Below are 22,805 nucleotides of genomic sequence, written 5' to 3'. Positions count from 1 at the left end.
ACAAGCCTTTGCAACGGGACACATCTATTCCATGAGCAGCCCTGCTCCGAGCATTCTGATTACCGGTGGCGCCTCCGGCCTCGGTCGTGCACTGGCGGAACTGGCCGCACGCCGGGGCTACCGCGTGGCCATCGCCGACACGCATTCAGTTCGCAGTGAGGAAGTCTGCGCGCAGCTCTCCGAACTCAACACCGAGCACCTGCAACTGACCTGTGATATCCGCCGCGACAGTGACGTGCGCCAGGCCGTGGAGCGCATCGTGCGCCGATGGGGACAGCTGGATATCCTGATCAACAACGCCGGCATTGCGGGCACCGGGCTGTTTGAGACGCTCAGTGACGACGACTGGCGCGCGCTGCTGGAAACCAACCTGCTCGGCACCGTGCGCACCTGCCGTGCAGCGGTGTCGGCGATGAAGCGCCAGGGCAGCGGCCATATCATCAATGTCGCGGCGGTGCAGGGGCTGATTCCGGCACCCGGCATGAGCAGCTACAGTGCCACCGAGGCGGCGCTGATTGCGCTGTCGGAAAGCCTGCGCAGTGAATTGCAGCCGCTGGGAATTCAGGTCTCTGTGGCCTGCCCGTCGTTTTTCCGCAGCAATCTGGCCGATACGCTGCGCGCCTCCGAGCCGGTCAGCCGGGCACGCTTTGAACGTCTGCTGGTCCGCCATGATTTCAGCCCGGCCGAAATTGCCGAGCGTATTTTTCGCGGCATCGATGCCGGGGATTTCATGATCCTGCCGCAACCGGGGCTCAAGCAGGTCTGGCGGCAGAAACGCTGGCTGCCGGGCCGGGCCCTGAAAGGCATGCAGGCGCTGGCGGAAAAACTGCGGCGCTGATCAGCCGCGCTCGCCGTTCAGATACCGCAATGTGGCGCGGTAATCCGATGCCAGCCCCTTGTCGAGCTGCCCTGCCACCAGTTCCACCAGCTTGCCGCCGACCAGCGGCACGCTGCTGGTGATCTCTGCCCGGATATCCTGCACCGCACCACCGGCGTCATCGTGCAATGTCATGGTGCCGCGCACCTGCACCGGAATACGCCCCACCGTGAACTCGTACTGCGCCTGATAAGGCTGCCGGTCCGTGCGGGTCCAGAGGAATGCGGTGGTCAGCGTGGCCGACTGGCCGACAAAGCGTTTCGCGAACGCCGGCACGTTGTTGCTGCGGATTTCCATTTCGCGGGCAATGCGGATTTCCAGCCCGCGTTCGGTTGGCCCGAAAGCGTCGTAACGGTATGCGGTAATGCCGGACATGGCATGGCGGGCATCGAAATAATCGCGGCTGGTCAGCGCGGCCAGCAATGTGGCCGCATCCACGGGAAAGGTTCGGCGTCGTTCAAACTGCACGGGCACAGGTCCTCCGCTGATCAGTGCCCTTCACTGTCCAGTATTTTCAGTAACGGCGCCAGTTGTTTCCGCAGCGACGGCAGGTGCCGGCGCACCTCCTCGTCACGGCCGCTGGCCAGCATCGCCAGCGCCTGCTCGACACTGATCGGCGGCGGCGAGAACGGCTGCCGGGCGGGCTGTTGAGGCTGCCCGGGAAGTGCATTGCGCAGCCCCCCTTCGGTCATCACCTGGTTGCCGCCGGCACGCACCGCGCCCTGCAGTACCAGGGCTGTTTCCTCCATCACGGTGCGGGCGGTCTGCCCCGGATGCGGTGCCGGCGAGAGCACGCCTGCGGAAATGCTCAGCGGCAACCGGCGGCCTTCGTGCTGGAGGTTCACCTCGCGCACCTGCCGGCAGAGCCGGTCGGCAAACACCTTGGCACCAGCCGCATCAGCGGTCGGCAGCGTGATCGAAAACTGGGCCACGCCGGTGCGTGCGGCGGTGTCTTCCTTGCGGATCAGGCGGCTGATCAGTTTCGCCACCTGCACCAGCATGCTGTCCGCTGCGCTCTTGCCAACACGAATGAACAACTTGTTGAAATGGTCTACTTCGATACGCACCACCGACAGCGCATGGGCGTGACGGGCAGCAAAGGCCAGATCCTGTTTCAGCCGGCCCAGATAGAATTCGGCGTTACCCAGCCCGGTGAGCCGGTCGATGGTCGTGGCCGCCTCCAGGGTGCGGCGTTCGCGCTGGTAATCGGCGTGTGCGCTGGCCCGTGCGGTCAGGTCGGTACTGTTGAAAGGCTTGGTGATGAAATCGGTGGCGCCGAGCTGCAGTGCCTTTTCCCGCGCCGCTTCGTCGTTTTCCGCGCCGGTCACCACGATCACCGGCAACCCGGCGATACCGGGATCATCGCAGGTGCGGATTTTCTCCAGCAGGCCGTAGCCGTCCAGCTCCGGCATCGACAGGTCAGTGAACACCACCTGGATACTCTGGTCGCTGCGAATGGCCTGCCAGCCCTGTACGCCATTCTCGGCAACCACCACATCAAAACGCTCGCCGAGCATTTTTGTGGCAGCGGTACGCATCACTCTGGAATCGTCCACCATCAGCAGACGCGGCTTGCCCCCCGGCCGGCCGGGTAACTGAGTCATGTCAAACGCCCCTCTCCTGCACCGGCTCAGACCGGGCAGCGTACTTATAGGTGTTATGCAATGTGCCAGACGCGCTCAATCGCGTGCGGACGGCTGAATGGGCTGATAATGCGACGGCTGGCGCCCGCGCGTATAGCGGTACAGACGCGACCCCCGATTGCAGTAGTCCCCCCGCGCGATACCGGCCAGATAATGTTCATTGAACAGGTGGCCACTTCGCTCCGGGATGCAGAATACCGTACCCGCAGTGCTGTCGAGGTGTGACAGTACCCCAATTTGGGAAAAATAATCACGCCCGTTGGCAAAATGTTCGACGTAAGGCACCGGATGACCGGCCTCCCGGCTGAGCGCCACATCGATATCGAGGCTGTCAGCCACCCCGCCGACACAATAGATCTCAAGCTTGCGCACCAGCGGCCGAGTATGAGGATGGCGCAGCAGCTTGCGGACAATGTAGCTGCCGACAATCGTGCCCTGCGAATGACACACCAGCACCACGCGTGGATACTGCCGCAGCGCCTGCTCGATCACGTAGAACGCCGGCCGCGAGAGGCGGCCATCCTTGCGCAATGTGCGCGCCATCACCGAGTGGCTCAGGTCGCGCAACAGCCCCCAGGTCGGGATGTGCAGCAGCCGCACCGGCCGGCCGAACACGGCGGCGATTTCCGCCGCATTGAGCAAGGCGACCGGCGGTGCCGTCCCGGCGCCGTTGATGAAAAACCAGCCGCTGTCCTCCGTCATCTTGCCGCCGGGCGGATGCACCACCAGGGTACCGGGGCTGCACGAGACACGCTGTGCAGGCAGCACCACCTGCAACGCGGCACTGAGCCAGTCGGCAAACGAGGCATAGCTGCGCGGATCACGCTCGGAACGCACGCTGGGCTCATTGTTCAGCGGCCAGAAGGCATACGGCAGGCTGGGCAGGTGGGACAATATCAATGATGCATCGCGACGGATGGCGGAACGGTTATACACCAGGCGACGAATCCATTTACCTGTTTTTCTCAGCATCGGTGGCCTGTGCGCAATCAGACGGTTTTTGTTGTGCTGTGCGGGGTTGTCCGTGAGCAGGTACACTCAGGCCATCGTGGCCCTGAGGCGAGTTCTCCAACAACCTGCCAAGGCCGTTTTCACAGACGCAGGCAGCATACCATGACCGACACCCGCCCCTTTGCGATCATCCTGTTTGGCGCCAGCGGTTTCACTGGCGGCCTGTGCGCCCGCTACCTGGCCGACCATTTGCCAGCCGGCACGGCATGGGCCATTGCAGGGCGCAACACGCAAAAGCTCGACGCAGTATGCCAGCAACTGCGCGACGCCGGCTGCACCCGATTGCCGCAGACACTGGTCGCCGACGTCAATGATCTGGACAGCCTGGACAAACTGGCTGCCGCCGGCCGGGTGGTCCTGACCACCGTCGGCCCGTACGTGCACTATGGCGAGCCGCTGGTCAGTGCCTGCGTGCGCCACGGCACGCATTACTGCGATCTCACCGGCGAACCGGAATTCATGTACAACATGATTGACCGCTACCATGCCGAAGCAGAAAAAAACGGCTGCGCGATCATCAATTGTTGTGGCTTTGATTCCATTCCCCATGATGCCGGCGCGCTGTTTACCGTACGGGCAATGGAAGCCGCCCTCGGCGCCCCGATTCAGGGCCGCCTGGAGATCGAAGCGGCGGTGTCTGCCTCCGGCACCTTTTCCGGCGGCACCTGGCAGTCGGCCATCACCGCCTTCGGACGGCCGAAGGAAAACCGCGACGCCGCCCAGCGTGCCCGGCGCGTCCTCAACCATGCCTACCCGCGTCGCGCGCACGGCCTGCCGCAACGCCCGCATCGCAACCCCGATGGTGGCTGGCTCTGCCCGATGCCAACCATTGATCCGCTGGTGGTACTGCGTTCCGCCCGCGCCCTGCCCGACTACGGTCCGGATTTTCACTACGGCCATTTCGCCGCCGTGCGCAGCCTGCCGAAGCTGATTGGCGGTGTCAGCGGCATCGGTGCGCTGGTACTGGGCGCACAGGTTCCGCCACTGCGCCGGCGCCTGCTGGCCATGCATGCATCAGGGGAAGGCCCGAGCGAGGCCAAACGCGACCGAAGCTGGTTCCGGGTGCGTTTTCGCGCGCAATGCCAGGGACAGGAAGTGGTGTGCCAGGTGTCCGGCGGCGATCCCGGTTATTCGGAAACCGCCAAGATGCTGGCCGAGACCGGCATGGCGCTGGCCTGCGACACGGGGATGCCACGCCGCTGCGGCGTGGTCACCCCGGTCATGGCCCTGGAGGACCGCCTGCTGGAACGTCTGCAGGCCGCCGAGATGGTGTTTGAAAGGCTGGGTCAGGCCGCGGCGCAATAGCAGAGAGTTGACAACAGCCTGCTAAACGACGGGCACCCACTCCGGCAGCGACAGCCCGGCCTGTTTCTGCCGCAGTGCGGCCAGCGAGCGCGCATGGTATTTCTGCACCTGCTGGCTGAACGGCCGCCCGGCCAGCGTCACGGAGAATTCAGCCTGCCCCTGGGCCAGCGCCTGCTCATTGGCCTGCGACCAGGGCAGGAAATAGCGCCCCACCGGCTCTTCGATCAGCGGCCGCAACGCTGGCAACAGTGTGTCTTCCGCTTCGAACTCACCTTCCGCCACCGGCGCCTCCATGCGCGCCAGCCAGGCCATCACTGTCGGCACACATTCCCGCATCACCAGGCCCGGCGTCGGGTCCGAGGCCAGTTCCCTGAGCTGGCCGTACAGACCGAAATCTGCCAGACAGGGCCGGCCACCGAACAGATAGGGGCGCGTCGCCAGATGGGTTTCCAGCAGCGCCAGCACTTCACGGAAAGATTCCTCGATCAGCGACGCTGTGCCGGCATGGCTGCCCACGAATGAGAGTCGCGGCACCATGCGCTTGCGCAGGAAATCCACCACTGGCGCCAGCGCCTCGTCGGGCTGCCCCGGCATCTGTTCGCGGGCAATGCGCAACGCTGCCGAATCCTGGTCCATCGGCCGGCTCCAGCGGTAATGGAACATCGGCTTGTTCAGCCACTCGTCCGCGTACTCTTCCAGCATCGCCGAGAGGAATGCCAGCACTGGCGACGCCGGTTGCATCGGCGGCTGCGGGTGGCGCTGTTCAAGTGTCTCGATGATCGGCGTGGAATCCTGCAACACCTCGCCATCCGGACACTGCACCAGCGGGATCAGCGGCAGCTTCGCCAGCGCCTGAAACTCCGGCATGCGCGCCATGCTGCGCTGCACCCAGACATGATCGATCTGCTTGTAACGGAACCAGCTCCGCACCTTGACGGAGTACGGCGACATTTCCAGACCGTAGATGAGATACTGCTCGGACATCGTCAGACTCCTGCGGGAGAAACAATGCAAACGGTTTATGAAGCCGCCGATATGCTGGAAGCACATATGGTAGCCGGTATGCTTGACCAACAAGGTATTGCAGCCTGGGTACTCGGTGACATGCTTCAGGGGGCCATCGGCGAAGTCCCGGCCGGCAGCCTGGCACGCGTGACCACACGTGCCGAGGACGCCGACCGGGCGCGGGACATCATTCGCGAATGGGAACAGCAGCAACCGGCACCCACCGGCCCTGCCCCGGACACTACGCTGCGGTCATTACCCAGGCAGTGGCCGGCTTTCCTGCTCGGCATGCTCACCGGCATGCTGGTCATGGCCTGGATGATGCAATAACGTCGGTCAGACGAAATACATCACCAGCCATTCCGCGACCATCGCCGGCTTTTCCTCACCGTCGATATCGATCACGTATTCCAGCTTCAGCAGCCATTGGCCCGGCTTGCGCTCGGTGGCCTCCAGCAGCTTCGCCCTGGCACGGATACGCTTGCCGACTTTTACTGGCGCCATGAAGCGCAGCTTGTCGAAACCGTAATTCATGCCCATTTTGAGCCCCTTTGGCAACAGGAAGCCGTCGATGGTGCTCTGCAGGTACGGCAGCAGGGAAACTGTCAGGTAACCGTGGGCGATGGTGGTGCCAAACGGGGTGGATTTCGCCTGCTCCGGATTGACGTGGATAAACTGGTGATCCAGCGTGGCGTCGGCAAACGCGTTGATGCGGTCCTGGTCGATCTGGAACCACTCGGACGCCCCCAGGTCCTGGCCGACGTAACTGTGCAATTCAGTGGGTTCAACAATATTCATAGCGCATCCCTTTAAGGTCCTGCCTGGATAACGACGGTTTTATGACCGCTCTTTTTGACCCGGCCGATGATATGGCCGGCGGGTTCCCCCGAAGTTCTGTTGCTGTCTGAATCATACCTGCCCGCCAGTCAGGCTCCATGACCCGGCGCCGGCCTCCGGCTGGACATTCCGGTCAACGCGCCAGAAAAGGCCGTATCACCTCGGCGACACTGGCCGGCGCATCCATATGCACATGATGGCCGCCCGGCACACGCACCACGCTGATGTCCTGCACATGCGCAGCACGTTCGGCAAAGGTGCCGGCACCCTCCAGGCCTTCGGCGGCGCCCACCAGCAAGGTGGGTGCCTGGATCGCGTGCAGGAAACCGCACACCTGTTCCTCCGTCAGACGCAGCGAGGAAGGCAGCCGCAGGCGCGCATCGCTGCGCCAGGTCCAGCCGCCGAAGCCAGACTCCAGGCCCCGCTCGCACAGCAGCCGCGAAGCACTCTCCGACAGGCCACCAAACCCCAGCGTGCGGGCAGCAACCGCCTCGTCGACACGGGGGTAACGCGGCTTGCGCTTGGCTCCCAGGTCCTGCATCGCCCGGACCGCCTTGCGCAACGTGGCCGGTGCCTCGTCACCCGGTGTGCTCGGCGGGCCAAGCCCGTCGAGCAGCACCAGTGACACCACCCGATCCGGGAAGGTGCCGGCGAACAGGCTCGCAACGCCGGCGCCCATGGAGTGGCCCAGCAATACGAAACGCTGCCACCCCAGCGCATCAGCGGTGGCCAGCACATCGCGCACGTTATCAATATAGTGGACGGCGGTATTCAGCGGCCGCGCTGCAGACTTGCCGTGCCCGGCAAAATCCAGCGCGAACAGCGGCTGTCCCAGATGGGCCGCCAGTGGCAAGAACGAGTTGGCGTTATCGAGCCAGCCATGCAACGCCAGGATCGGTGTCCCCTCACCGGGCCAGAACCGACCCGCCAGCGGCAGCCCCCAGGCTTCAATCCGCCGCTCCTCCGGTGTTCGCATCCGTCGTACCCTCCAGCATCGGCAGCAACGCTTCAAGAATGATCGCTGACGCCGTGGCGGGCTGTTCCAGCGGGAACATATGCCCTCCCGGTGCCAGTCGATAAACCATTCCATGGCGACGCACATGCCGGAGTGCACAGTGACGGAACATGGGTTCGGACTCTGCACCTGACACCATCAGCCCCGGCACTCCCCTCAGCGGTGCCAGACGGCCGGTGTTTCCCGGAGTTGTACGAAAAACATCCACTTCTACCGCCGGAGCATAGCGTAACCGCCAGCCGCCAGCATCCTTTTCGAGACCGGCGTCCAAGTAATCCGCCAGGCAGCGGCTGTCGAAACGGTTGAAGAACCCGCGCCGGCCAAAATAGCTGTCCACCGCGTCGCGGTCCGGCCAGTGAGCGCGCCGCCCCTGGCTCAGGCCGGCAGGGGTAATCCGGTCTGTCTGGCCCAGCCGACGGGCCAGATTGAACAGCACACCCTGCCAGCCGTTCACCAGCGGCGGGTCCAGCATCACCAGCGCGCGAAACCATTCCGGCCGGCGGTGCGCCACCAGAAAGGTCAGCACGCCACCCATTGAATGTCCCATGCCCACCAGCGGCTTCGGTAGCGGCGCCATGAAATCTTCGAGTTGCCGGGACAGGCTTTCCCATCCGGCGTCCACCGGATAAGCCGGGTCGTGGCCAAGGCGGTCCAGGGGATGTACATCGAAATGCTCGGCGAATGGCGCCAGGAACGTGCGGTAGCTGCCACCGGGAAAACCGTTGGCGTGGGAAAATACAAGCGTCGGGCGTACTGTCATGATCACCTCCAGGCCCGGCAGTATAGCAGCGGCGTGAAGGCCTCCGGCCAGACTGCCCGGGCGATGGACGTCACTTCCGGTCATGGCAACTCGCGGTCCACGTGCGATGCCCCTACAATGGCTTCGCCACGACGGAGGAAGGCATGAAGCTGATTTCATTCAACATCAATGGTCTGCGTGCGCGGCCACACCAGCTGGAAGCGCTGGTTGCCTCACACCAGCCGGACCTGATCGGTCTGCAGGAAACCAAAGTCCCGGATGAACTGTTCCCGCTGGAGACGATTACCAGCCTGGGTTACCACGCCTATTATTTCGGCCAGAAAAGCCATTACGGCGTAGCCCTGGTGACCCGCGAACCGCTGCTCGACGTGCAGTACGGTTTCCCCGGTGACGAGCCCGATGCCCAGCGCCGCATGATCATCGGCCGCCTGAATGATGCTGACGGCCAGCCGGTTACCGTGCTCAATGGGTATTTTCCGCAGGGCGAAAGCCGCGATCACCCGATCAAGTTTCCGGCCAAGCAACGCTTCTACGCCGACCTGCAGGCCTATCTGGAAAACCATCACACGCCGGATGACCGGCTGGTGATCATGGGGGATTTCAATATCTCCTCCCGCGATACCGATATCGGTATTGGCGAGAACAATCGCAAGCGCTGGCTGCGTGACGGCAAGTGCAGTTTTCTCCCGGAAGAACGCGAATGGTTCGAGCGCCTGCTGGGCTGGGGCCTGCGCGATACCTTCCGCGAACAATACCCGGATGTGGACAACCAGTTCAGCTGGTTCGATTACCGCTCGCGCGGCTTCGAGCAGGACCCGCCGCGCGGCCTGCGTATCGATACCCTGCTCGCCACCCCGCCGCTGATCAGCCGGCTGCGCGAGACCGGTATCGACTACGACATCCGCAGCATGGAAAAACCCTCGGACCATTGCCCGGTCTGGGCCAGCTTCCACTGCCAGGCCGGCTGAATGAGCTCGCGGCTGCACCCGGAAAAGCTGCGCGAGTCATCGGTCCTTGACCGGCTCGGGTTACTGGTCGATATCGGCATGATCGTGCTGGTAATCAGTAACCTGCTGCTGATCCTCTTCGACTGGCTGTTCACCGCCAGCACGGTACAGCACCTGCTGGAACGTCATGCACCGGCTTTCTTCGCTTTCTATCGCGATACGATCCATTCGGATTTCGTCTTTTATGACCTGCTGTTTGTATCGGTCTACCTGACCGAGTTCGTGGTGCGCTGGGGCTTTGCCATCGCCCGGCAGACCTACCACCGCTGGTTCTTCTACCCCTTCGTGCACTGGTACGACCTGCTCGGCTGTATCCCGGTGGGCAGTTTCCGCTGGCTGCGGATGCTGCGCCTGGTCAGCCTGGTGTACCGCCTGCAACGGCTTGGCGTGATCGACCTCAGCGACACCTGGCTGGGACAGACCCTGCTCAAGTATTACCGCGTGGTGGTGGAGGAAATTTCCGACCGCGTGGTGATCAATGTACTGGAAGGCGCCCAGCGTGAAATCGGCCAGGGCAGCCCGTTGCTCAATCGTATCGAGCGCGACGTGCTGACACCGCGCAAACCTGCGCTGGTGGATTTTCTGGCCGGGCGCATCATCAGCGCGGCCCGGGCCACCCACGGCGATTATCGCGACCGCCTCGGCAACTATCTCAGCCACCTGACCGACGAGGCCCTGAGCCGCACCCGCAGTGGCGCCCGCCTGGCGGCCATCCCGGTGGCCGGGCCACGCGCGGTGGCGCTGCTCGGGGAAAGTGTGCGCGACGTCGGCGTGGCACTGGTTGACCAGATGATCGAGGACATCAGCCACCCGGATCATCGCGAATACCTGGACCAGCTGATCAGCGACCTGATCTCGCATACCAGCCATGGCACTGCGGGGGAACTCAACCTCCTGGTCCGCGAGACGCTGGTCGACGTGCTGGACCAGGTAAAGCAGCAGGTATCCGTGAAGCACTGGAAGCTGGATGAGCAACAGATCACAAGTAAAACAGACGGCACCAGCGTACAATAACCAGCCTACGCCAGCCGGCGTCCCATAATCCGATGACACAGCGCGCAACACCCATGAACGACACCCCAGCCCGAGCCGACCAGGACGACGACGAGCCGCTTGCCCGCGCCAGTGTGCTGCTGGTGGACGATACGCCGGAAAACCTGGTGGCCATGGAAGTGGTACTGGAAGAACTGGACTGCGATCCGGTCAGCGTCACCTCCGGCAACGCCGCCCTGGGACAACTGCTCAAGCGCGAGTTCGCGCTGGTCCTGCTGGATGTGCAGATGCCGGGCATGGACGGCTTTGAAGTGGCAGAGCTGATGCGCAACTACCCGCGCACGAAAAACGTGCCGATCATTTTCGTCACCGCCATTTCCAAGGAAGACCGCTACGTACGCCGCGGCTATCAGGCCGGCGCGGTGGACTATCTGTTCAAGCCACTGGACCCGACCATCCTGCGCGCCAAAGTGCGGTTTTTCCTGGAACTGGACCAGCAGAAACGCCGGCTGGAGAGCAAGCTGGCCCGCAGCCGCGCCTCACGGGAGGCACTGTTCGCGGCCTATGGCGACATGCTGGAACATCCCCTGCCCCCGACCGAGCATTGAACACGGATGGCCGACGACGCCCTGATCACACTGGAAGAGCAAAAGACAGGCACCCTGCTGCGCCGCCGCTATCGCCTGGTGGTCTGTTTTGGTTGTGAGGATTTCGAGCAGTTTCTGCCTTGCTACAATGCCCTGAGCGATGCACTGGTGCAGTGGTACGCAAAGCGCGACAAACGCTGCGGCGACGTGCGCGTTGAAGCCCATATCCACCCCTGGATCGCCGGGCGCGTGCGCGAATACGTTCGCGACCTGCGCAAACGGCCGGAACACTCCCCACTGCGGCATCTGCCCCTGCATATCGTATTCAAGACCGATGACGGTGTTCTGGAAGAACGCCTGTACGAACCAGTCGAAGCCTGATTTCCCGCTTTTGCAGAGAGTCCCCGGGTTGTCTCGCAGCTCGCCGCTTCTTAAAAAAAAAGCCGGCATCGCTGCCGGCCTGTCTGACTCCGCAAATGCGGATTGTTATAACCCCCCACGGGTCGCTAAAACCTTGCCGCCTCAGGCAGCGTTGATCTGTACGCTGGCCAGGTCCAGGCGCTCACGGCCGCCACGCAGGCAACCGGCGACCGCCAGTGGCTGGCCATCGGCATCCTGCTGCACCGTGAGCAGATCGATAATCCGGGGACGTTCCAGCCGGGTGCCATCCGTCTCTGATACCACCATCACCTGCGGCCGCAACCGCCGGCTCGGGTTCTGGGCCACCACCACACCAAGCTGGCCAGTCGACAGCTCCACCGCCGTACCAGTCGGGTACACTCCGATGGCCTGGATGAACTGCTCCACCAGTGCCGCCTGGAAACCGGTATCACGCTGTTCGTACAACATGGACACGGCTTCCGTCGCAGTGCGTGCCGGTGCCCAGGGACGCTCGCTGGTCACCGCATCGTAGCTGTCGACGATGCCGGCAATGCGTGCCAGCAATGGAATCTGGCTGCCGGACAGCCCGAACGGGTAACCACTGCCGTCATGCCGTTCATGGTGATACTGCACCACCGCCAGCATCTGGTCGTTCACGCCGCCACAATGCTGCAGCAGCTCCACGCCGTAATTCACATGGCGATGCATTTCCGCCCAGCCGGCGTCGTCCAGCGGTGCCGGGCTGTTGAGCATGCTGCGCGGCAGGCGGGTCTTGCCGACGTCCATCAGCAGCACGCCGGTGGCGAGATTTTCCAGCACGTCCTTCGGCAGACCCAGGTGCCGGCCAAATACGGTGGCCAGGATCGAGGCGCGGATGGAGTGTGCGTAACCGTAGGAATCGACATCCTTGATGCGTGCCAGCCAGACCATGGCGTCCGGATTGCGCAGGATGCTGTGCACCATCACCGCCGCCGCCTTGCGTGCGACACGCAGGTTCAGGCCCTTGCCACTGCGCAGGTCGTTGAGCAGATGAATGACCGCACGGGTGATCTCGCGGTGGTATAGGGTGGCCGCAACCACCTCCTGTTTCACCGGTTGGGTGATGCTGTATTTGACCGGGGTGAACTTGCCAAGCCCGCCACGGATACGCGGCTGCTGTGCGCCACCGGCGGGTTTTGCCGAAGGCTCCGCAGCGGTGCGGGCGACCGGTTCCAGGCTGACCTTGCCCAGTTGCAGGTCAATGTAGACATGGCGGCACCAGTGCTGGAGTTGCTGCAGTTCCTCCCGGGTCCGCAGGTGAAAGCCCTGCAGGGGAAACGGCGTTTCAATCCACGGGCGATCCAGCTCGGCGACGTACATCCCGAGTTGAAGATCTGCTGTGCTGATGCGCTCTGTCTTGACGGCCATAGGGTTCGACTCGCGGGTTGTTCCACCCACTCATGATTAAGTACCAATACTACTTCATGCCATAAGACATTAGCATGTGACAAGCATCACATTTAGACACACTACTCCCCGGCGGAGGGCTCAGGCCGACGGGCGGTTGTGGCTGATCACCGCCAGGGTCAGCCGTGCAATGCACACCGGCTTGCCGGCTTCGTCGCTCAGGCGGATATCCCAGACCTGCGTGGTGCGGCCCAGATGGATCGGTCTGGCCACGCCGGTCACCAGGCCGCTGCGCACCGAACGCAGGTGGTTGGCATTGATATCCAGCCCGACGCAGTAGCACTGCGACCTGTCCACACACAGGTTGCCGGCCATGCTGCCCAGCGATTCCGCCAGCACCACCGAAGCGCCACCGTGCAGGATGCCCATGGGCTGATGGGTACGGCCGTCCACCGGCATGGTGCCGGTGACGCTGTCCTCACCGATGTCCGTGATACGGATACCGAGCACCTCGTTGATGGTACCTGCCTGCATCGCGTTAACACGCTCGATATCCACCGCTGAATGCCAGATCGCCATGGCACCTCCTGCCGTCTGAAGAAAGGGAAAATGATGTGCCGTCGTCAGAGCGACTCGCCGGGAGACCGAAGCCAGATCAGACGCCCGCCACCGACGGCCGGCACTTCGACATCGAGCAGCGCCACCGAACCAACCCCCATGGGCACCCGGGCATCCGCCCCGTCGGCAATGCGCCCGACCAGGTGCGCCACCAGCGGCATGTGGCTGACCAGCACCATACCGTCCACCAGCGGCAGGCCCAGCAGCCAGTCGAACACTTCCTGGGGACGGCCGTCCGGCACCAGCAACTCACTCAGGCCGGCCAGCTCACGCCGGTACACCGAGCAGATTTCCGCTGCCGTCTGGCGGGCACGCAGATAGGGGCTGCTGTAGACCGGGCCGGGCAGCTCACCGCGCGCGGCCAGGGCCTGCCACAATCCGCGTACATCGTCGCGGCCACGTCCCGTCAGGGCGCGCGCCTCATCAGAGCTGCTCTGCGGCTCCGCTTCACCGTGCCGTACAACATACAGACGCATCAGGCTGACCCCATGGTGAATTCAACATCATGGTTGTGCTCGCCCTGCATCAGCCGGGCGATAACCTGCGGCAGCGGCTTGCCGTCAAAGAGTATCTCGTACAGTCCGCTGGCCAGCGGCATGTAGATGTCCTGCTCGCGGGCCCGTTCAGCCACCAGCCGGATGGTATTCACGCCCTCGGCGGTCTGGCCCAGTTGCGCCACCGCCTGCTCTACCGTGTGCCCCTGGCCGATCAGGTAACCGACCTGATAATTGCGCGACAGGCTGGAGGAACAGGTGACGATCAGGTCGCCAACGCCAGCCAGGCCCAGGAACGTCATCGGACTGCCGCCCATGCGCGCCGCGAAGCGGCTCATCTCCGCCAGGCTGCGGGTAATCAGCAGGCCGCGGGTGTTATCGCCTACGCCGACCGCCGCCGCCATGCCTGTGGCGATGGCGTAGATGTTCTTCAGCGCACCGCCGAGTTCAACACCGAACATGTCCGGGCTGTCGTAGACACGGAAATAGTCGCAGGACAGCGCCTGCTGGATGCGCTTGCACAAGTCTGCGTCCGCGCTGGCGATCACCGTGCCGGTGAACTTGCGTTCAACGATCTCGCGCGCGAGGTTGGGGCCACTGAGCACACCCACACGGGTGTGTGGCCATTCGCGCACCAGTAACTGGCTCATCAGCAGGAAACCGTCGGCATAGATGCCCTTGGTGCAACTGATCACCAGCGTCCCCTCCGGCACATGATCACGCGCCTGGGTCAGCACCTCCATGAACGCCTTGCTGGGCACAGCCATGAACACCATGGAGGCGCCGGACAGACATTCGATCAGGTCTTCGCTGGCCTGCACGCCTTCCGGCAGTTCGGTGCCGGGCAGGTAACGGGGGTTTTCATGGTCGTTGTTGATGGCGGCGGCCGTTTCCGGGTCACGCACCCACAGGCGCACGGTGTGACCGTTCTGGGCCAGGATGGTCGCCATGGCAGTGCCGAAACTGCCGCCACCGAGGACTGCCGCGACTTCGGGTTGTTGTGTCATGCGTGGGCGTCGCCTCTGTCAGGTTGCGCTGTCTGCGGCAGCGGCAATCTGCCAGCTCCGCAGTGTGCGCGCATGATAGGTATCCCCCCGCGTGCTAGCAATCATGCGGGTTGGCCAAGCAGGTCCTGCAGGGCAGCATCAAGCTCGGGGAAACGGAAGCTGAAGCCTTGCGCCAACAGCCGCTCCGGCAGCACTTTCTGGCCGCCGAGCAGCAGCGTCGACATTTCGCCCAGGGCCAGCTTCAGCGGCAGCGCCGGCACCCTCATGACGCCGGGCCGGCGGCATTGTGCCGCCAGGGCACGGTGAAACCGGGCCTGCTGCACCGGCTGCGGCGCCACGGCATTGTAGATGCCGCTGGCCGCCGGGCTCTCCAGGCTGCGCACGATCAGCGCCACCATGTCATCGATATGGATCCAGGACAGCCATTGCTGGCCATTGCCCAGTTGCGCCCCCAGCCCCAGGCGATAGGCCGGCAGCAGTCGGGCCAGCATGCCGTCATGGGCACCAAGCACCACGCCCGTGCGCAGCAGGCAGAGCCGGGCGCCGTGCCGATTGGCCAGTTCCCGTGCCGCCTGCTCCCAGGCATCGCAGAGCAGGTAGGAAAAATCGCGCCGCATGGCCGGTGAGCTTTCCGTCAGCTCGGCGCTGCCGGCGTCGCCATAGAAACCGACAGCGGAACCGCTGATCAGGACCTGCGGATGACTCCCGCGCCGGCCAAGCCAGTCCGACAGCGCCTGCGTGGTCTGTACCCGGCTGTCGAGCAGCGCGCGCTTGCGCGCGGCCGTCCAGCGCCGGTCGGCGATGCCTTCGCCGGCCAGATTAATGATTGCGTCAGGGAGATCATCGGCGGGGATATCGTCAAGACTGGCCACCAGCCGCACGGCGTCGGGCAGCAATGGCCGGCGCCGCTGCGGGCTGCGTGAGAGCACGGTCAGGTCGTGGCCACGGGCCACCAGCACCGGGGACAGGTGCCGGCCGATAAACCCGCTGCCCCCGGTCATCAGAATCTTCATTGACGCGCTACCTGCTCCAGGGCATCGACCTCCTCGGGTCGATAGTAGTATTCCAGCGTACCGGAACCCACCGGAACCTCAAGCGTCAGTTGTGTGGCAGTGGCGGCGCTCAATACGCCGGTGCGGCTGCGGCCATCGTGGCCGGTAATACGCACCATGCGGCCCACCAGCCCGGCGTGGGGAGAAGGCTCGCCCTCCACTGGTGTTGTCTCGACCGTCTCAGGCGCGGGTACGGCTGCCGGCGTCGGCGCCGGATCAGCGGGCGCCCCGTCCACGACCGTGACCTGCTGGCCGCTGGCCAGGCGCAGCCCGACAAGATCAGCCTGCTCGACGAAATACTCCAGCGTACCGCTGCCGACCGTGGTTTCCAGCACCAGCCGGCCGCGCTGCATACCGCGCACAATCCCGTGCTGCGGCTCGCCACTGGCACGCAGCACGGTCACCTGCTGGCCACTGAAACGCACCAGTTCGGCAAACGGCACCGTGACGGACGCGGGGACTTCAGTCACGCTGTCCTGCCGTGCCGGCACCGTGCGGGGCGCCGTCGCCAACCGCATTTCACCCTGCTCCCCGGCTTCCAGCACGGTGACCGTGGCACTGCCGGGCCGCATCACCCAGCCCACATCGGTACGCTCCATCTGCAGCACACGCTCTTCCACGCGACCATTGGTCAGGGCAATCCGTACACGGCTGGTACCGCTCCCCTCGCGGCGGCGCAGCGTGGTGTCGAGAATATCCAGTTGCCGGATCATGCCATTCGGAAACTGCCCGGCCAGGTACTGGTCGACCAGATAGTTGAGCGTGTCCGGATGATCGAAGGACAGGTCCACGTTGCCGTTCACGTAGCGCAGGCGGTTGGTGCTGGCGATGAACTCCCCGGAGAGGAAACTGTGCTGCGTATCGGGCAGGACCAGTTGCATGAAACCACTGAGCTGGTAGCGATCCAGAGGCGCCAGATGAAGCTCCATCCGGTATCCGCCGGTGATGATCTGCGTCTCCGGCAGATCCTGTCCGGGATTGCGCCAGGACAGATGCACCTCGGGCGGGTGCTCGTCGCCAGGACGCACATAGATGCTTTTGCGCTCACGCAGCGGCAGGGGGTTTTCGGTCAGCAGGATGCGCACTTCCAGCTCGGGAATAAAACCATCCCCCTGCTGCGCGCTGAAGACGCCGTCGACCAGTTCGACCCGCTGGTAATGAAAATCACGGCCGTTGATGCGGCCGGTCAGATGCGGGTTGGCGTCATTGCGGATCGCCAGCAGGATGGCTTCTTCCGACCCGACGAAGGTGTTCAGCTCGGCACGCTGGCTGCCGGCCAGTACCACGTCGCTGCCAGCCCCGAACAGCCGCGCCGGTTGCTCCAGCACCAGCGGATCACGCGCCACCACAAGCCCCGCGCCGAGCAGCAGCAACGCCACCCCGAACACGCGCAGTAACGCCGCCCACCAAACGTCCTGCCAGTTTTCCTGCACGTACGGCAGGCCCACCAGCGGCAGCAGAAATACCAGCGGTGAATGTCCGCGCCCGGCGGCATCGCGCATCAGCGCCATGGTACCGAGCACCAGAATCGTCACACCCACCAGCAACATCGCTCCGGCCATCAACAACGCTCTCCCCCGCGACGGTTTCGGTATACTTGCACCCGCCCTGCTCGACGTCGATCCATCGCCGCCCGCCGGGCCGGTGCATGCGCCCGACGGTACGACATCGTATCGCGCAGGCACCTGGTGCCCAGGACTCTCAGGCGCCACAACTCTACAAAGCCTCACCGTAACTGACTAGGGCCAGAGCATCTCTCGTGACAGGTCATGACAGGCATCACATTTCGCGCGGCGTCTGCTATGGGCTGGCCACGACCGTCGTCGGCGCCACGGCGGCCGTTACCGTCAAGTGGCTGCATGGCCAGGGCCTCTCGCCCTGGTTCATCGTCTGGGTGCAGTACGGCATCGGCGTGCTGGTACTGGTGCCATGGCTGCTGCGGCTCGGGCCGGCAACGGCGCTGCGCACCAACCGCCTGCGCATTCACACCATACGCTCGCTCGGCGGCTGGGTCGGGTTCTGCGCGTTTTATCTCGCGCTGCCCAGCGTGCCGTTGGTCGACGCCACCGTGCTGCGCTATGCCGCGCCACTGTGGGTGCCGGTCGTAGTGTGGTTGTGGTGGCAGTCGCGCATTCCCATGCCGCGTGCGCTGGCGTTGCTTGGCGGCTTTGTGGGCGTGCTGGTGATGCTGCGCCCGGATATGGCCGGTATCAGCGCAGGCCATCTGCTCGGCGTGCTGGCCGGGCTGGGGCTGGCCGTGTCGATGGCCGCCACACGCGCACTGTCCAGCAGCGAGCCGGCCAACCGGGTGCTCTGTTATTACTTTGGCATCGCCTTCCTGGCCAGCACGCCGATGGCGTTGCCGCATCTGCAACCACTCACGCTCGCGACGTCCCTGGGGCTGTTGTACGTCGGCCTGTCGATCTTTCTCACCATGGTGCTCTACACCCGCGCCTTCAGTTACGCCCCCACCACGGTGGTGGCACCGCTGAGCTATGTCGGCGTGCCGGTGGCCGGGCTGCTGGACTGGTGGCTATGGGGGCACCTGCCCCAGGCCGCAGCGGTGTATGGCATTCTGATTATCATCTTCTGCGGTGTCCTGGCCGTGACCAGCGGCAGTCGGCAACCTTCCGAACACTGATGTCACCGGGCCTTCCAGCGGCCCGGAAAACCGGCCGAAAAAAAGTGCTTGTCAGTCAGAAAAACCGACGGTATATAGGCGCTGTGGACTCTTGGTAGAGCGCCTGCCGGGACCATGCGATATGACTCGATCCGTGTCAGGGCCGGGATCGGACTCTCCCACGGGCGGTCAGCCAATAATGCTTGTGGAGTGGGAAACGCAGGAGGGCCTGCAATGACCGATCATCACACTGAACGGGACTATGATGATGAAACGGATGATGCGCTGATGAATGACGATATCGAGTTCCTCGAAGAAGACGCCGAAGACGAACAGGACGAACCCACGCCACGCAGTCGTGGTTTTAACCTGGACATGAGACACCGCATCGAAGACCGGCTGGAGCAGCGCCGTCTCGCGCGGGAGCTCAGCGACTATGAATTCTTTGAGCTGGACGACGACACACTCCATTGAGCGGGTCGCGGTACGCGCCCGAACAGGCAGCGTTGTTGTTCCAGTCAGGAAAGAAGCCGGTGTATGCCGGCTTTTTTTCGCCTCCTAACACAAAGAAAAGGCCGGCATGATGCCGGCCTTTCCTACGTCCGGTGTCCGTGACACCACACGCTGGCTTACCAGCCGGTCAGCTCTTTCAGAGCCAGACCGATCTGTGCCGGGTTGCGCACGGTTTTCACACCGGCAGCTTCCAGCGCCGCGAACTTCTCGTCCGCTGTGCCTTTGCCGCCGGCGATGATCGCGCCAGCATGCCCCATGCGTTTGCCCGGAGGCGCTGTCACACCGGCAATGTAGGACACTACCGGCTTGGTGACGTGTTCCTTGATGAACGCCGCCGCCTCGTCCTCGGCGGTACCGCCGATTTCACCGACCATGATGATGGCTTCGGTCTGCGGGTCTTCCTGGAACAGTTTCAGTGCATCGATGAAGGTGGTACCCGGAATCGGATCGCCGCCAATACCGATACAGGTGGACTGGCCAAAACCGAGCGCGGTGGTCTGGTTCACCGCTTCATAGGTCAGCGTGCCGGAACGGGACACAATGCCCACCTTGCCCGGCTTGTGGATGTGGCCCGGCATGATACCGATCTTGCACTGGCCCGGGGTGATGATGCCGGGGCAGTTCGGACCGATCAGACGCACGCCGTCCTTGCGGCTGACGTATTCTTTCACGTACAGCATGTCCAGCGCCGGAATGCCCTCGGTGATGCAGACAATCAGCTCGATGCCGGCATCCGCCGCTTCGATGATGGAGTCCTTGCAGAATGCGGCCGGTACATAAATCACCGACGCCGTTGCGCCGGTGGCGTCCACGGCTTCGCGCACGGTGTTGAAGACCGGCAAACCCAGGTGTGTCTGGCCGCCCTTGCCCGGCGTCACACCGCCGACCATTTTCGTGCCGTAGGCAATCGCCTGCTCAGAGTGGAATGTGCCCTGCGAGCCGGTGAAGCCCTGGCAGATCACTTTGGTGTCTTTGTCGATCAGTACGCTCATGCTGCACCTCCCACTGCCTTGACGATCTGCTCGGCGGCATCGTCAAAGCCGCTTGCTGCAATCACGTTCAGATCACTTTCCGCGAGTTTTTTCGCGCCCAGTTCGGCATTGTTGCCTTCCAGACGCACCACCACCGGTACGGTCACGCCCACTTCCTTCACCGCCGCCAGGATGCCGTCGGCGATCAGGTCGCAGCGCACGATACCGCCGAAGATGTTCACCAGCACGCCCTGCACCTTGTCATCGGAGAGGATGATCTTGAAGGCTTCGGTGACGCGCTCTTTGGTAGCACCGCCGCCCACATCCAGGAAGTTGGCCGGCGCACCGCCCTTGAGCTTGATGATGTCCATGGTGGCCATGGCCAGGCCGGCGCCGTTCACCATGCAGCCGATGTTGCCGTCCAGCGCGACGTAGTTGAGTTCCCACTCCGCAGCGCGGCGCTCGCGCTCGTCTTCCTGGGTTGGGTCGTCCATCGCCTTGAGTTCCGGGTGGCGATACAGGGCGCTGCCGTCGATGTTGATCTTGGCGTCCAGGCAATGCAGGTTGCCTTCGTCGGTAATCACCAGCGGGTTGATTTCCAGCAGTGCCAGGTCTTTCTCTTCGAACATTTTCGCCAGACCCATGAAGATCTTCACGAACTGCTTGATCTGGTCGCCTTCCAGGCCGAGCTTGAACGCCAGCTCGCGGCCCTGGTACGGCTGCGCACCCACCAGCGGGTCGATGATCGCCTTGAGAATCTTCTCCGGCGTTTCTTCGGCCACTTTCTCGATTTCCACACCGCCCTCGGTGGACGCCATGAACACGACGCGGCGGGTGCCACGGTCAACGACTGCACCCAAGTACAGCTCGTTGGCAATATCGGTGCAGCTTTCTACCAGAATTTTGGAAACCGGCTGGCCGCGCTCATCGGTCTGGAACGTCACCAGACGCTGGCCAAGCCATTTCTTGGCAAACTCGGCAGCCGCTTCCGGGCTTTCCACCAGCTTCACGCCGCCGGCCTTGCCGCGGCCGCCCGCGTGCACCTGGGCTTTGACTACCCAGCGATCTCCGCCAATTTCCTTCGCTTTGGCCGCAACCTCTTCGGCGCTGTCACAGGCGAATCCTTTTGAGACCGGCAGCCCGTATTCAGCGAAGAGCTGCTTGCCCTGATATTCATGCAGGTTCATGTGCAGTTTCCGTTGTAAAAAAACAGCTTTCCAAACAAGTGGGCCGCGTTACTTGTGGTCACGCGGCCCGACTTCCCGAATTACTTTTTCCGGCGACGCTGGGCAATGTGGATTGCCCGGTAATCTGTCGCCAGTGCCGCCTCGTGCACTGTCTCCGACAGTGACGGGTGGCTGAAGACCATTAATTGCAGGTCTTCGATGGTAGCGCCGAATTCCATGGCGATGACCCCTTGCTGTACCAGTTCAGAGGCCTGTGGGCCAATCACATGCATACCGAGCACGCGATCGGTTTTCTCATCCACCACGAACTTGACCATGCCTTCCGCTTCCGCGGCAGCAAGTGCCCGGCCATTGGCCGCAAACGGCACCACGCCGGTCTTGTAGGCTTCACCGGAGGCTTTCACTTCGTCTTCGGTCTTGCCGACCCAGGCCACTTCGGGGTGGGTGTAGATCACCGAGGCAATGGCGTCGTAGTTCACCTGGGTGTGCTCACCGTGGATCACTTCCGCCACCATTGAAGCTTCTTCCAGCGCCTTGTGCGCCAGCGCGGGGCCACGTACCAGGTCGCCGATGGCGTAGACGCCCGGCACATCGGTACGGCACTGGCTGTCCACGTAGATGTAGTTGCGCTCGTCCAGCGATACGCCGGCGTCCTGTGACAGCAGGTCTTCGGTGACCGGTCGACGGCCCACCGCCACGATCAGGCGATCAAAGGTTTCCGACTGGTCGCCACTGCCGTCCGTATAGGACACCGTGACTTTCTTGCCCTTCACTTCGCTGCCGGTCACGCGCGCACCCAGACGGATATCCAGGCCCTGCTTCTTGAGAATCTTCAGCGCTTCTTTCGAAATCTGTGTATCCACGTTCGGCAGGAAACGGTCCACCGCTTCCAGCACGATCACTTCGGCCCCGAGACGCGCCCAGACGGAACCCAGTTCCAGACCGATTACACCGGCGCCGATCACGCCCAGGCGTTTCGGCACGCTGTCGAATTCCAGCGCGCCGGTGGAATCCACCACCAGATCATCTTTCAACGGCACAGGCGGAATATTCACCGGCACCGAACCGGCGGCCAGAATCACATGTTCGGCCTCCAGCGTTTCAGTGTCGTCCTTGCCGTTCGGGGTGAACTCGACCTGCTTGTTGGCCAGCAGCTTGCCGGTGCCCTGCAGCCAGGTCACCTTGTTCGCCTGGAACAGGGCAGCGATACCGCCCGTCAGTTGCAGTACCACTTCGTCCTTGCGCTTCTGCATCTGGGCAATATCGATCTTGACCTTGCCGACTTCGATGCCGTGCACGGCCAGCTTGTCCTGTGCTTCATGGTATTTCCAGGAAGAATCAAGCAGTGCCTTGGACGGAATGCAGCCCACGTTCAGGCAGGTGCCGCCCAGTGCCGGCTTGCCCTGCTTGTTGATGCGCTTCTCGATACAGGCGGTCTTGAAACCCAGTTGCGCACAGCGGATGGCGGCGGCGTAGCCGCCTGGTCCACCGCCGATGACGATCACATCGTATTTGTCGCTCATAATCTCTTTCCTT

At 63.4% G+C, this 22,805-nt stretch carries 25 protein-coding genes; 9 read left to right on the top strand and 16 right to left on the bottom strand.

All coding sequences use genetic code 11. From position 1 onward, the window contains the following. Window positions 1–31: 31 nt before the first annotated feature. Window positions 32–838, top strand: a complete 807-nt coding sequence (locus tag S7S_RS08160; protein ID WP_008735896.1) for an SDR family NAD(P)-dependent oxidoreductase — start codon at window positions 32–34, stop codon at window positions 836–838. Here the strand turns inward: S7S_RS08160 and S7S_RS08155 are convergent, their stop codons facing one another. The 3 genes from S7S_RS08155 to S7S_RS08145 form a co-directional block, all read right to left on the bottom strand. Beyond that, window positions 839–1,345: a DUF2505 domain-containing protein gene (locus tag S7S_RS08155; protein ID WP_008735893.1), complete on the bottom strand. Its 507-nt coding sequence runs from the start codon at window positions 1,343–1,345 to the stop codon at window positions 839–841. A gap of 20 nt (window positions 1,346–1,365) precedes the next feature. After that, window positions 1,366–2,481 carry a GGDEF domain-containing response regulator gene (locus S7S_RS08150; protein WP_008735891.1) on the bottom strand — a complete coding sequence of 372 codons (1,116 nt, stop codon included), beginning with the start codon at window positions 2,479–2,481 and terminating at the stop codon, window positions 1,366–1,368. Window positions 2,482–2,556: 75 nt separating this feature from the next. After that, window positions 2,557–3,492 carry a hypothetical protein gene (locus tag S7S_RS08145; RefSeq protein ID WP_052269313.1) on the bottom strand — a complete coding sequence of 312 codons (936 nt, stop codon included), beginning with the start codon at window positions 3,490–3,492 and terminating at the stop codon, window positions 2,557–2,559. 141 nt (window positions 3,493–3,633) lie between these two features. On the opposite strand from S7S_RS08145, the gene S7S_RS08140 reads away from it, so the two are divergent. Beyond that, a complete protein-coding gene (locus tag S7S_RS08140) occupies window positions 3,634–4,836 on the top strand; it encodes a saccharopine dehydrogenase family protein (protein ID WP_008735886.1) in 1,203 nt (400 codons plus the stop codon). Between the two features lie 21 nt (window positions 4,837–4,857). Here the strand turns inward: S7S_RS08140 and S7S_RS08135 are convergent, their stop codons facing one another. Further along, a complete protein-coding gene (locus S7S_RS08135) occupies window positions 4,858–5,820 on the bottom strand; it encodes a glutathione S-transferase family protein (protein WP_008735884.1) in 963 nt (320 codons plus the stop codon). 24 nt (window positions 5,821–5,844) lie between these two features. Here S7S_RS08135 and S7S_RS08130 point away from each other — a divergent pair, with 24 nt between their 5' ends. After that, window positions 5,845–6,171 carry a putative signal transducing protein gene (locus tag S7S_RS08130; protein ID WP_008735883.1) on the top strand — a complete coding sequence of 109 codons (327 nt, stop codon included), beginning with the start codon at window positions 5,845–5,847 and terminating at the stop codon, window positions 6,169–6,171. Between the two features lie 6 nt (window positions 6,172–6,177). Here S7S_RS08130 and S7S_RS08125 read toward each other — a convergent pair whose 3' ends face one another. The 3 genes from S7S_RS08125 to S7S_RS08115 all read right to left on the bottom strand — a co-directional run bounded on the left by S7S_RS08125 (window position 6,178) and on the right by S7S_RS08115 (window position 8,453). Beyond that, the gene (locus S7S_RS08125) at window positions 6,178–6,639 is read right to left on the bottom strand and encodes a MaoC family dehydratase (protein WP_008735880.1); all 462 of its coding nucleotides are present in this window, start codon (window positions 6,637–6,639) and stop codon (window positions 6,178–6,180) included. A gap of 172 nt (window positions 6,640–6,811) precedes the next feature. Beyond that, complete coding sequence (locus tag S7S_RS08120; RefSeq protein ID WP_008735878.1) at window positions 6,812–7,654, bottom strand: alpha/beta fold hydrolase; 843 nt, start codon at window positions 7,652–7,654, stop codon at window positions 6,812–6,814. After that, on the bottom strand, window positions 7,626–8,453 hold the full coding sequence (locus S7S_RS08115; protein ID WP_008735876.1) for an alpha/beta fold hydrolase: 828 nt from the start codon (window positions 8,451–8,453) through the stop codon (window positions 7,626–7,628). The genes S7S_RS08120 and S7S_RS08115 overlap by 29 nt, the downstream gene beginning before the upstream one ends. Window positions 8,454–8,596: 143 nt before the next feature. On the opposite strand from S7S_RS08115, the gene xthA reads away from it, so the two are divergent. Genes xthA through S7S_RS08095 form a run of 4 tightly spaced genes read left to right on the top strand, consistent with a single transcriptional unit; the run spans window position 8,597 to window position 11,421 of the window. Further along, window positions 8,597–9,421 carry an exodeoxyribonuclease III gene (gene xthA / locus S7S_RS08110; protein ID WP_008735874.1) on the top strand — a complete coding sequence of 275 codons (825 nt, stop codon included), beginning with the start codon at window positions 8,597–8,599 and terminating at the stop codon, window positions 9,419–9,421. Beyond that, a complete protein-coding gene (locus S7S_RS08105) occupies window positions 9,422–10,474 on the top strand; it encodes a hypothetical protein (RefSeq protein ID WP_008735872.1) in 1,053 nt (350 codons plus the stop codon). Between the two features lie 53 nt (window positions 10,475–10,527). Next, window positions 10,528–11,061, top strand: a complete 534-nt coding sequence (locus S7S_RS08100; protein ID WP_008735870.1) for a response regulator — start codon at window positions 10,528–10,530, stop codon at window positions 11,059–11,061. A 6-nt stretch (window positions 11,062–11,067) separates the two neighbouring features. After that, window positions 11,068–11,421 (top strand): hypothetical protein, encoded by a 354-nt coding sequence (locus S7S_RS08095; RefSeq protein ID WP_008735868.1) that lies wholly within the window; start codon window positions 11,068–11,070, stop codon window positions 11,419–11,421. A gap of 141 nt (window positions 11,422–11,562) precedes the next feature. Here the strand turns inward: S7S_RS08095 and S7S_RS08090 are convergent, their stop codons facing one another. The 6 genes from S7S_RS08090 to S7S_RS08065 all read right to left on the bottom strand — a co-directional run bounded on the left by S7S_RS08090 (window position 11,563) and on the right by S7S_RS08065 (window position 17,540). Next, a complete protein-coding gene (locus S7S_RS08090) occupies window positions 11,563–12,828 on the bottom strand; it encodes a cyclic di-GMP phosphodiesterase (protein ID WP_052269226.1) in 1,266 nt (421 codons plus the stop codon). A gap of 120 nt (window positions 12,829–12,948) precedes the next feature. Then, window positions 12,949–13,386, bottom strand: coding sequence for a hotdog fold thioesterase (locus S7S_RS08085; protein ID WP_008735864.1), 438 nt, complete (start codon window positions 13,384–13,386; stop codon window positions 12,949–12,951). 44 nt (window positions 13,387–13,430) lie between these two features. Next, window positions 13,431–13,901: a SixA phosphatase family protein gene (locus S7S_RS08080; protein WP_008735862.1), complete on the bottom strand. Its 471-nt coding sequence runs from the start codon at window positions 13,899–13,901 to the stop codon at window positions 13,431–13,433. Then, window positions 13,901–14,926: an NAD(P)H-dependent glycerol-3-phosphate dehydrogenase gene (locus tag S7S_RS08075; protein ID WP_008735859.1), complete on the bottom strand. Its 1,026-nt coding sequence runs from the start codon at window positions 14,924–14,926 to the stop codon at window positions 13,901–13,903. The genes S7S_RS08080 and S7S_RS08075 overlap by 1 nt, the downstream gene beginning before the upstream one ends. A 101-nt stretch (window positions 14,927–15,027) precedes the next feature. Next, window positions 15,028–15,939: a TIGR01777 family oxidoreductase gene (locus tag S7S_RS08070; RefSeq protein ID WP_008735857.1), complete on the bottom strand. Its 912-nt coding sequence runs from the start codon at window positions 15,937–15,939 to the stop codon at window positions 15,028–15,030. Then, window positions 15,936–17,540, bottom strand: a complete 1,605-nt coding sequence (locus S7S_RS08065) for a hypothetical protein (protein ID WP_008735855.1) — start codon at window positions 17,538–17,540, stop codon at window positions 15,936–15,938. The genes S7S_RS08070 and S7S_RS08065 overlap by 4 nt, the downstream gene beginning before the upstream one ends. A gap of 197 nt (window positions 17,541–17,737) precedes the next feature. Between S7S_RS08065 and S7S_RS08060 the strand changes: the two genes are divergently transcribed. Beyond that, window positions 17,738–18,619, top strand: a complete 882-nt coding sequence (locus S7S_RS08060; protein WP_008735852.1) for a DMT family transporter — start codon at window positions 17,738–17,740, stop codon at window positions 18,617–18,619. A 213-nt stretch (window positions 18,620–18,832) separates the two neighbouring features. After that, entirely contained in the window at window positions 18,833–19,072 is a 240-nt protein-coding gene (locus S7S_RS08055; protein WP_008735850.1) for a PA3496 family putative envelope integrity protein, read from the top strand. A gap of 155 nt (window positions 19,073–19,227) precedes the next feature. On the opposite strand, the gene sucD is transcribed toward S7S_RS08055, so the two are convergent. The 3 genes from sucD to lpdA all read right to left on the bottom strand — a co-directional run bounded on the left by sucD (window position 19,228) and on the right by lpdA (window position 22,792). Beyond that, entirely contained in the window at window positions 19,228–20,103 is an 876-nt protein-coding gene (gene sucD / locus S7S_RS08050) for a succinate--CoA ligase subunit alpha (RefSeq protein ID WP_008735847.1), read from the bottom strand. Continuing rightward, window positions 20,100–21,269 carry an ADP-forming succinate--CoA ligase subunit beta gene (gene sucC / locus S7S_RS08045; protein WP_008735845.1) on the bottom strand — a complete coding sequence of 390 codons (1,170 nt, stop codon included), beginning with the start codon at window positions 21,267–21,269 and terminating at the stop codon, window positions 20,100–20,102. The genes sucD and sucC overlap by 4 nt, the downstream gene beginning before the upstream one ends. An 80-nt stretch (window positions 21,270–21,349) precedes the next feature. Beyond that, the gene (lpdA, locus tag S7S_RS08040; protein WP_008735844.1) at window positions 21,350–22,792 is read right to left on the bottom strand and encodes a dihydrolipoyl dehydrogenase; all 1,443 of its coding nucleotides are present in this window, start codon (window positions 22,790–22,792) and stop codon (window positions 21,350–21,352) included. Window positions 22,793–22,805 lie beyond the last annotated feature (13 nt).

This window comes from Isoalcanivorax pacificus W11-5, from assembly GCF_000299335.2.
GTDB classification, from domain to species: domain Bacteria; phylum Pseudomonadota; class Gammaproteobacteria; order Pseudomonadales; family Alcanivoracaceae; genus Isoalcanivorax; species Isoalcanivorax pacificus.
Note: the sequence above shows the minus strand (reverse complement) of the source record. Positions and strands in the feature narration are given on the sequence as shown.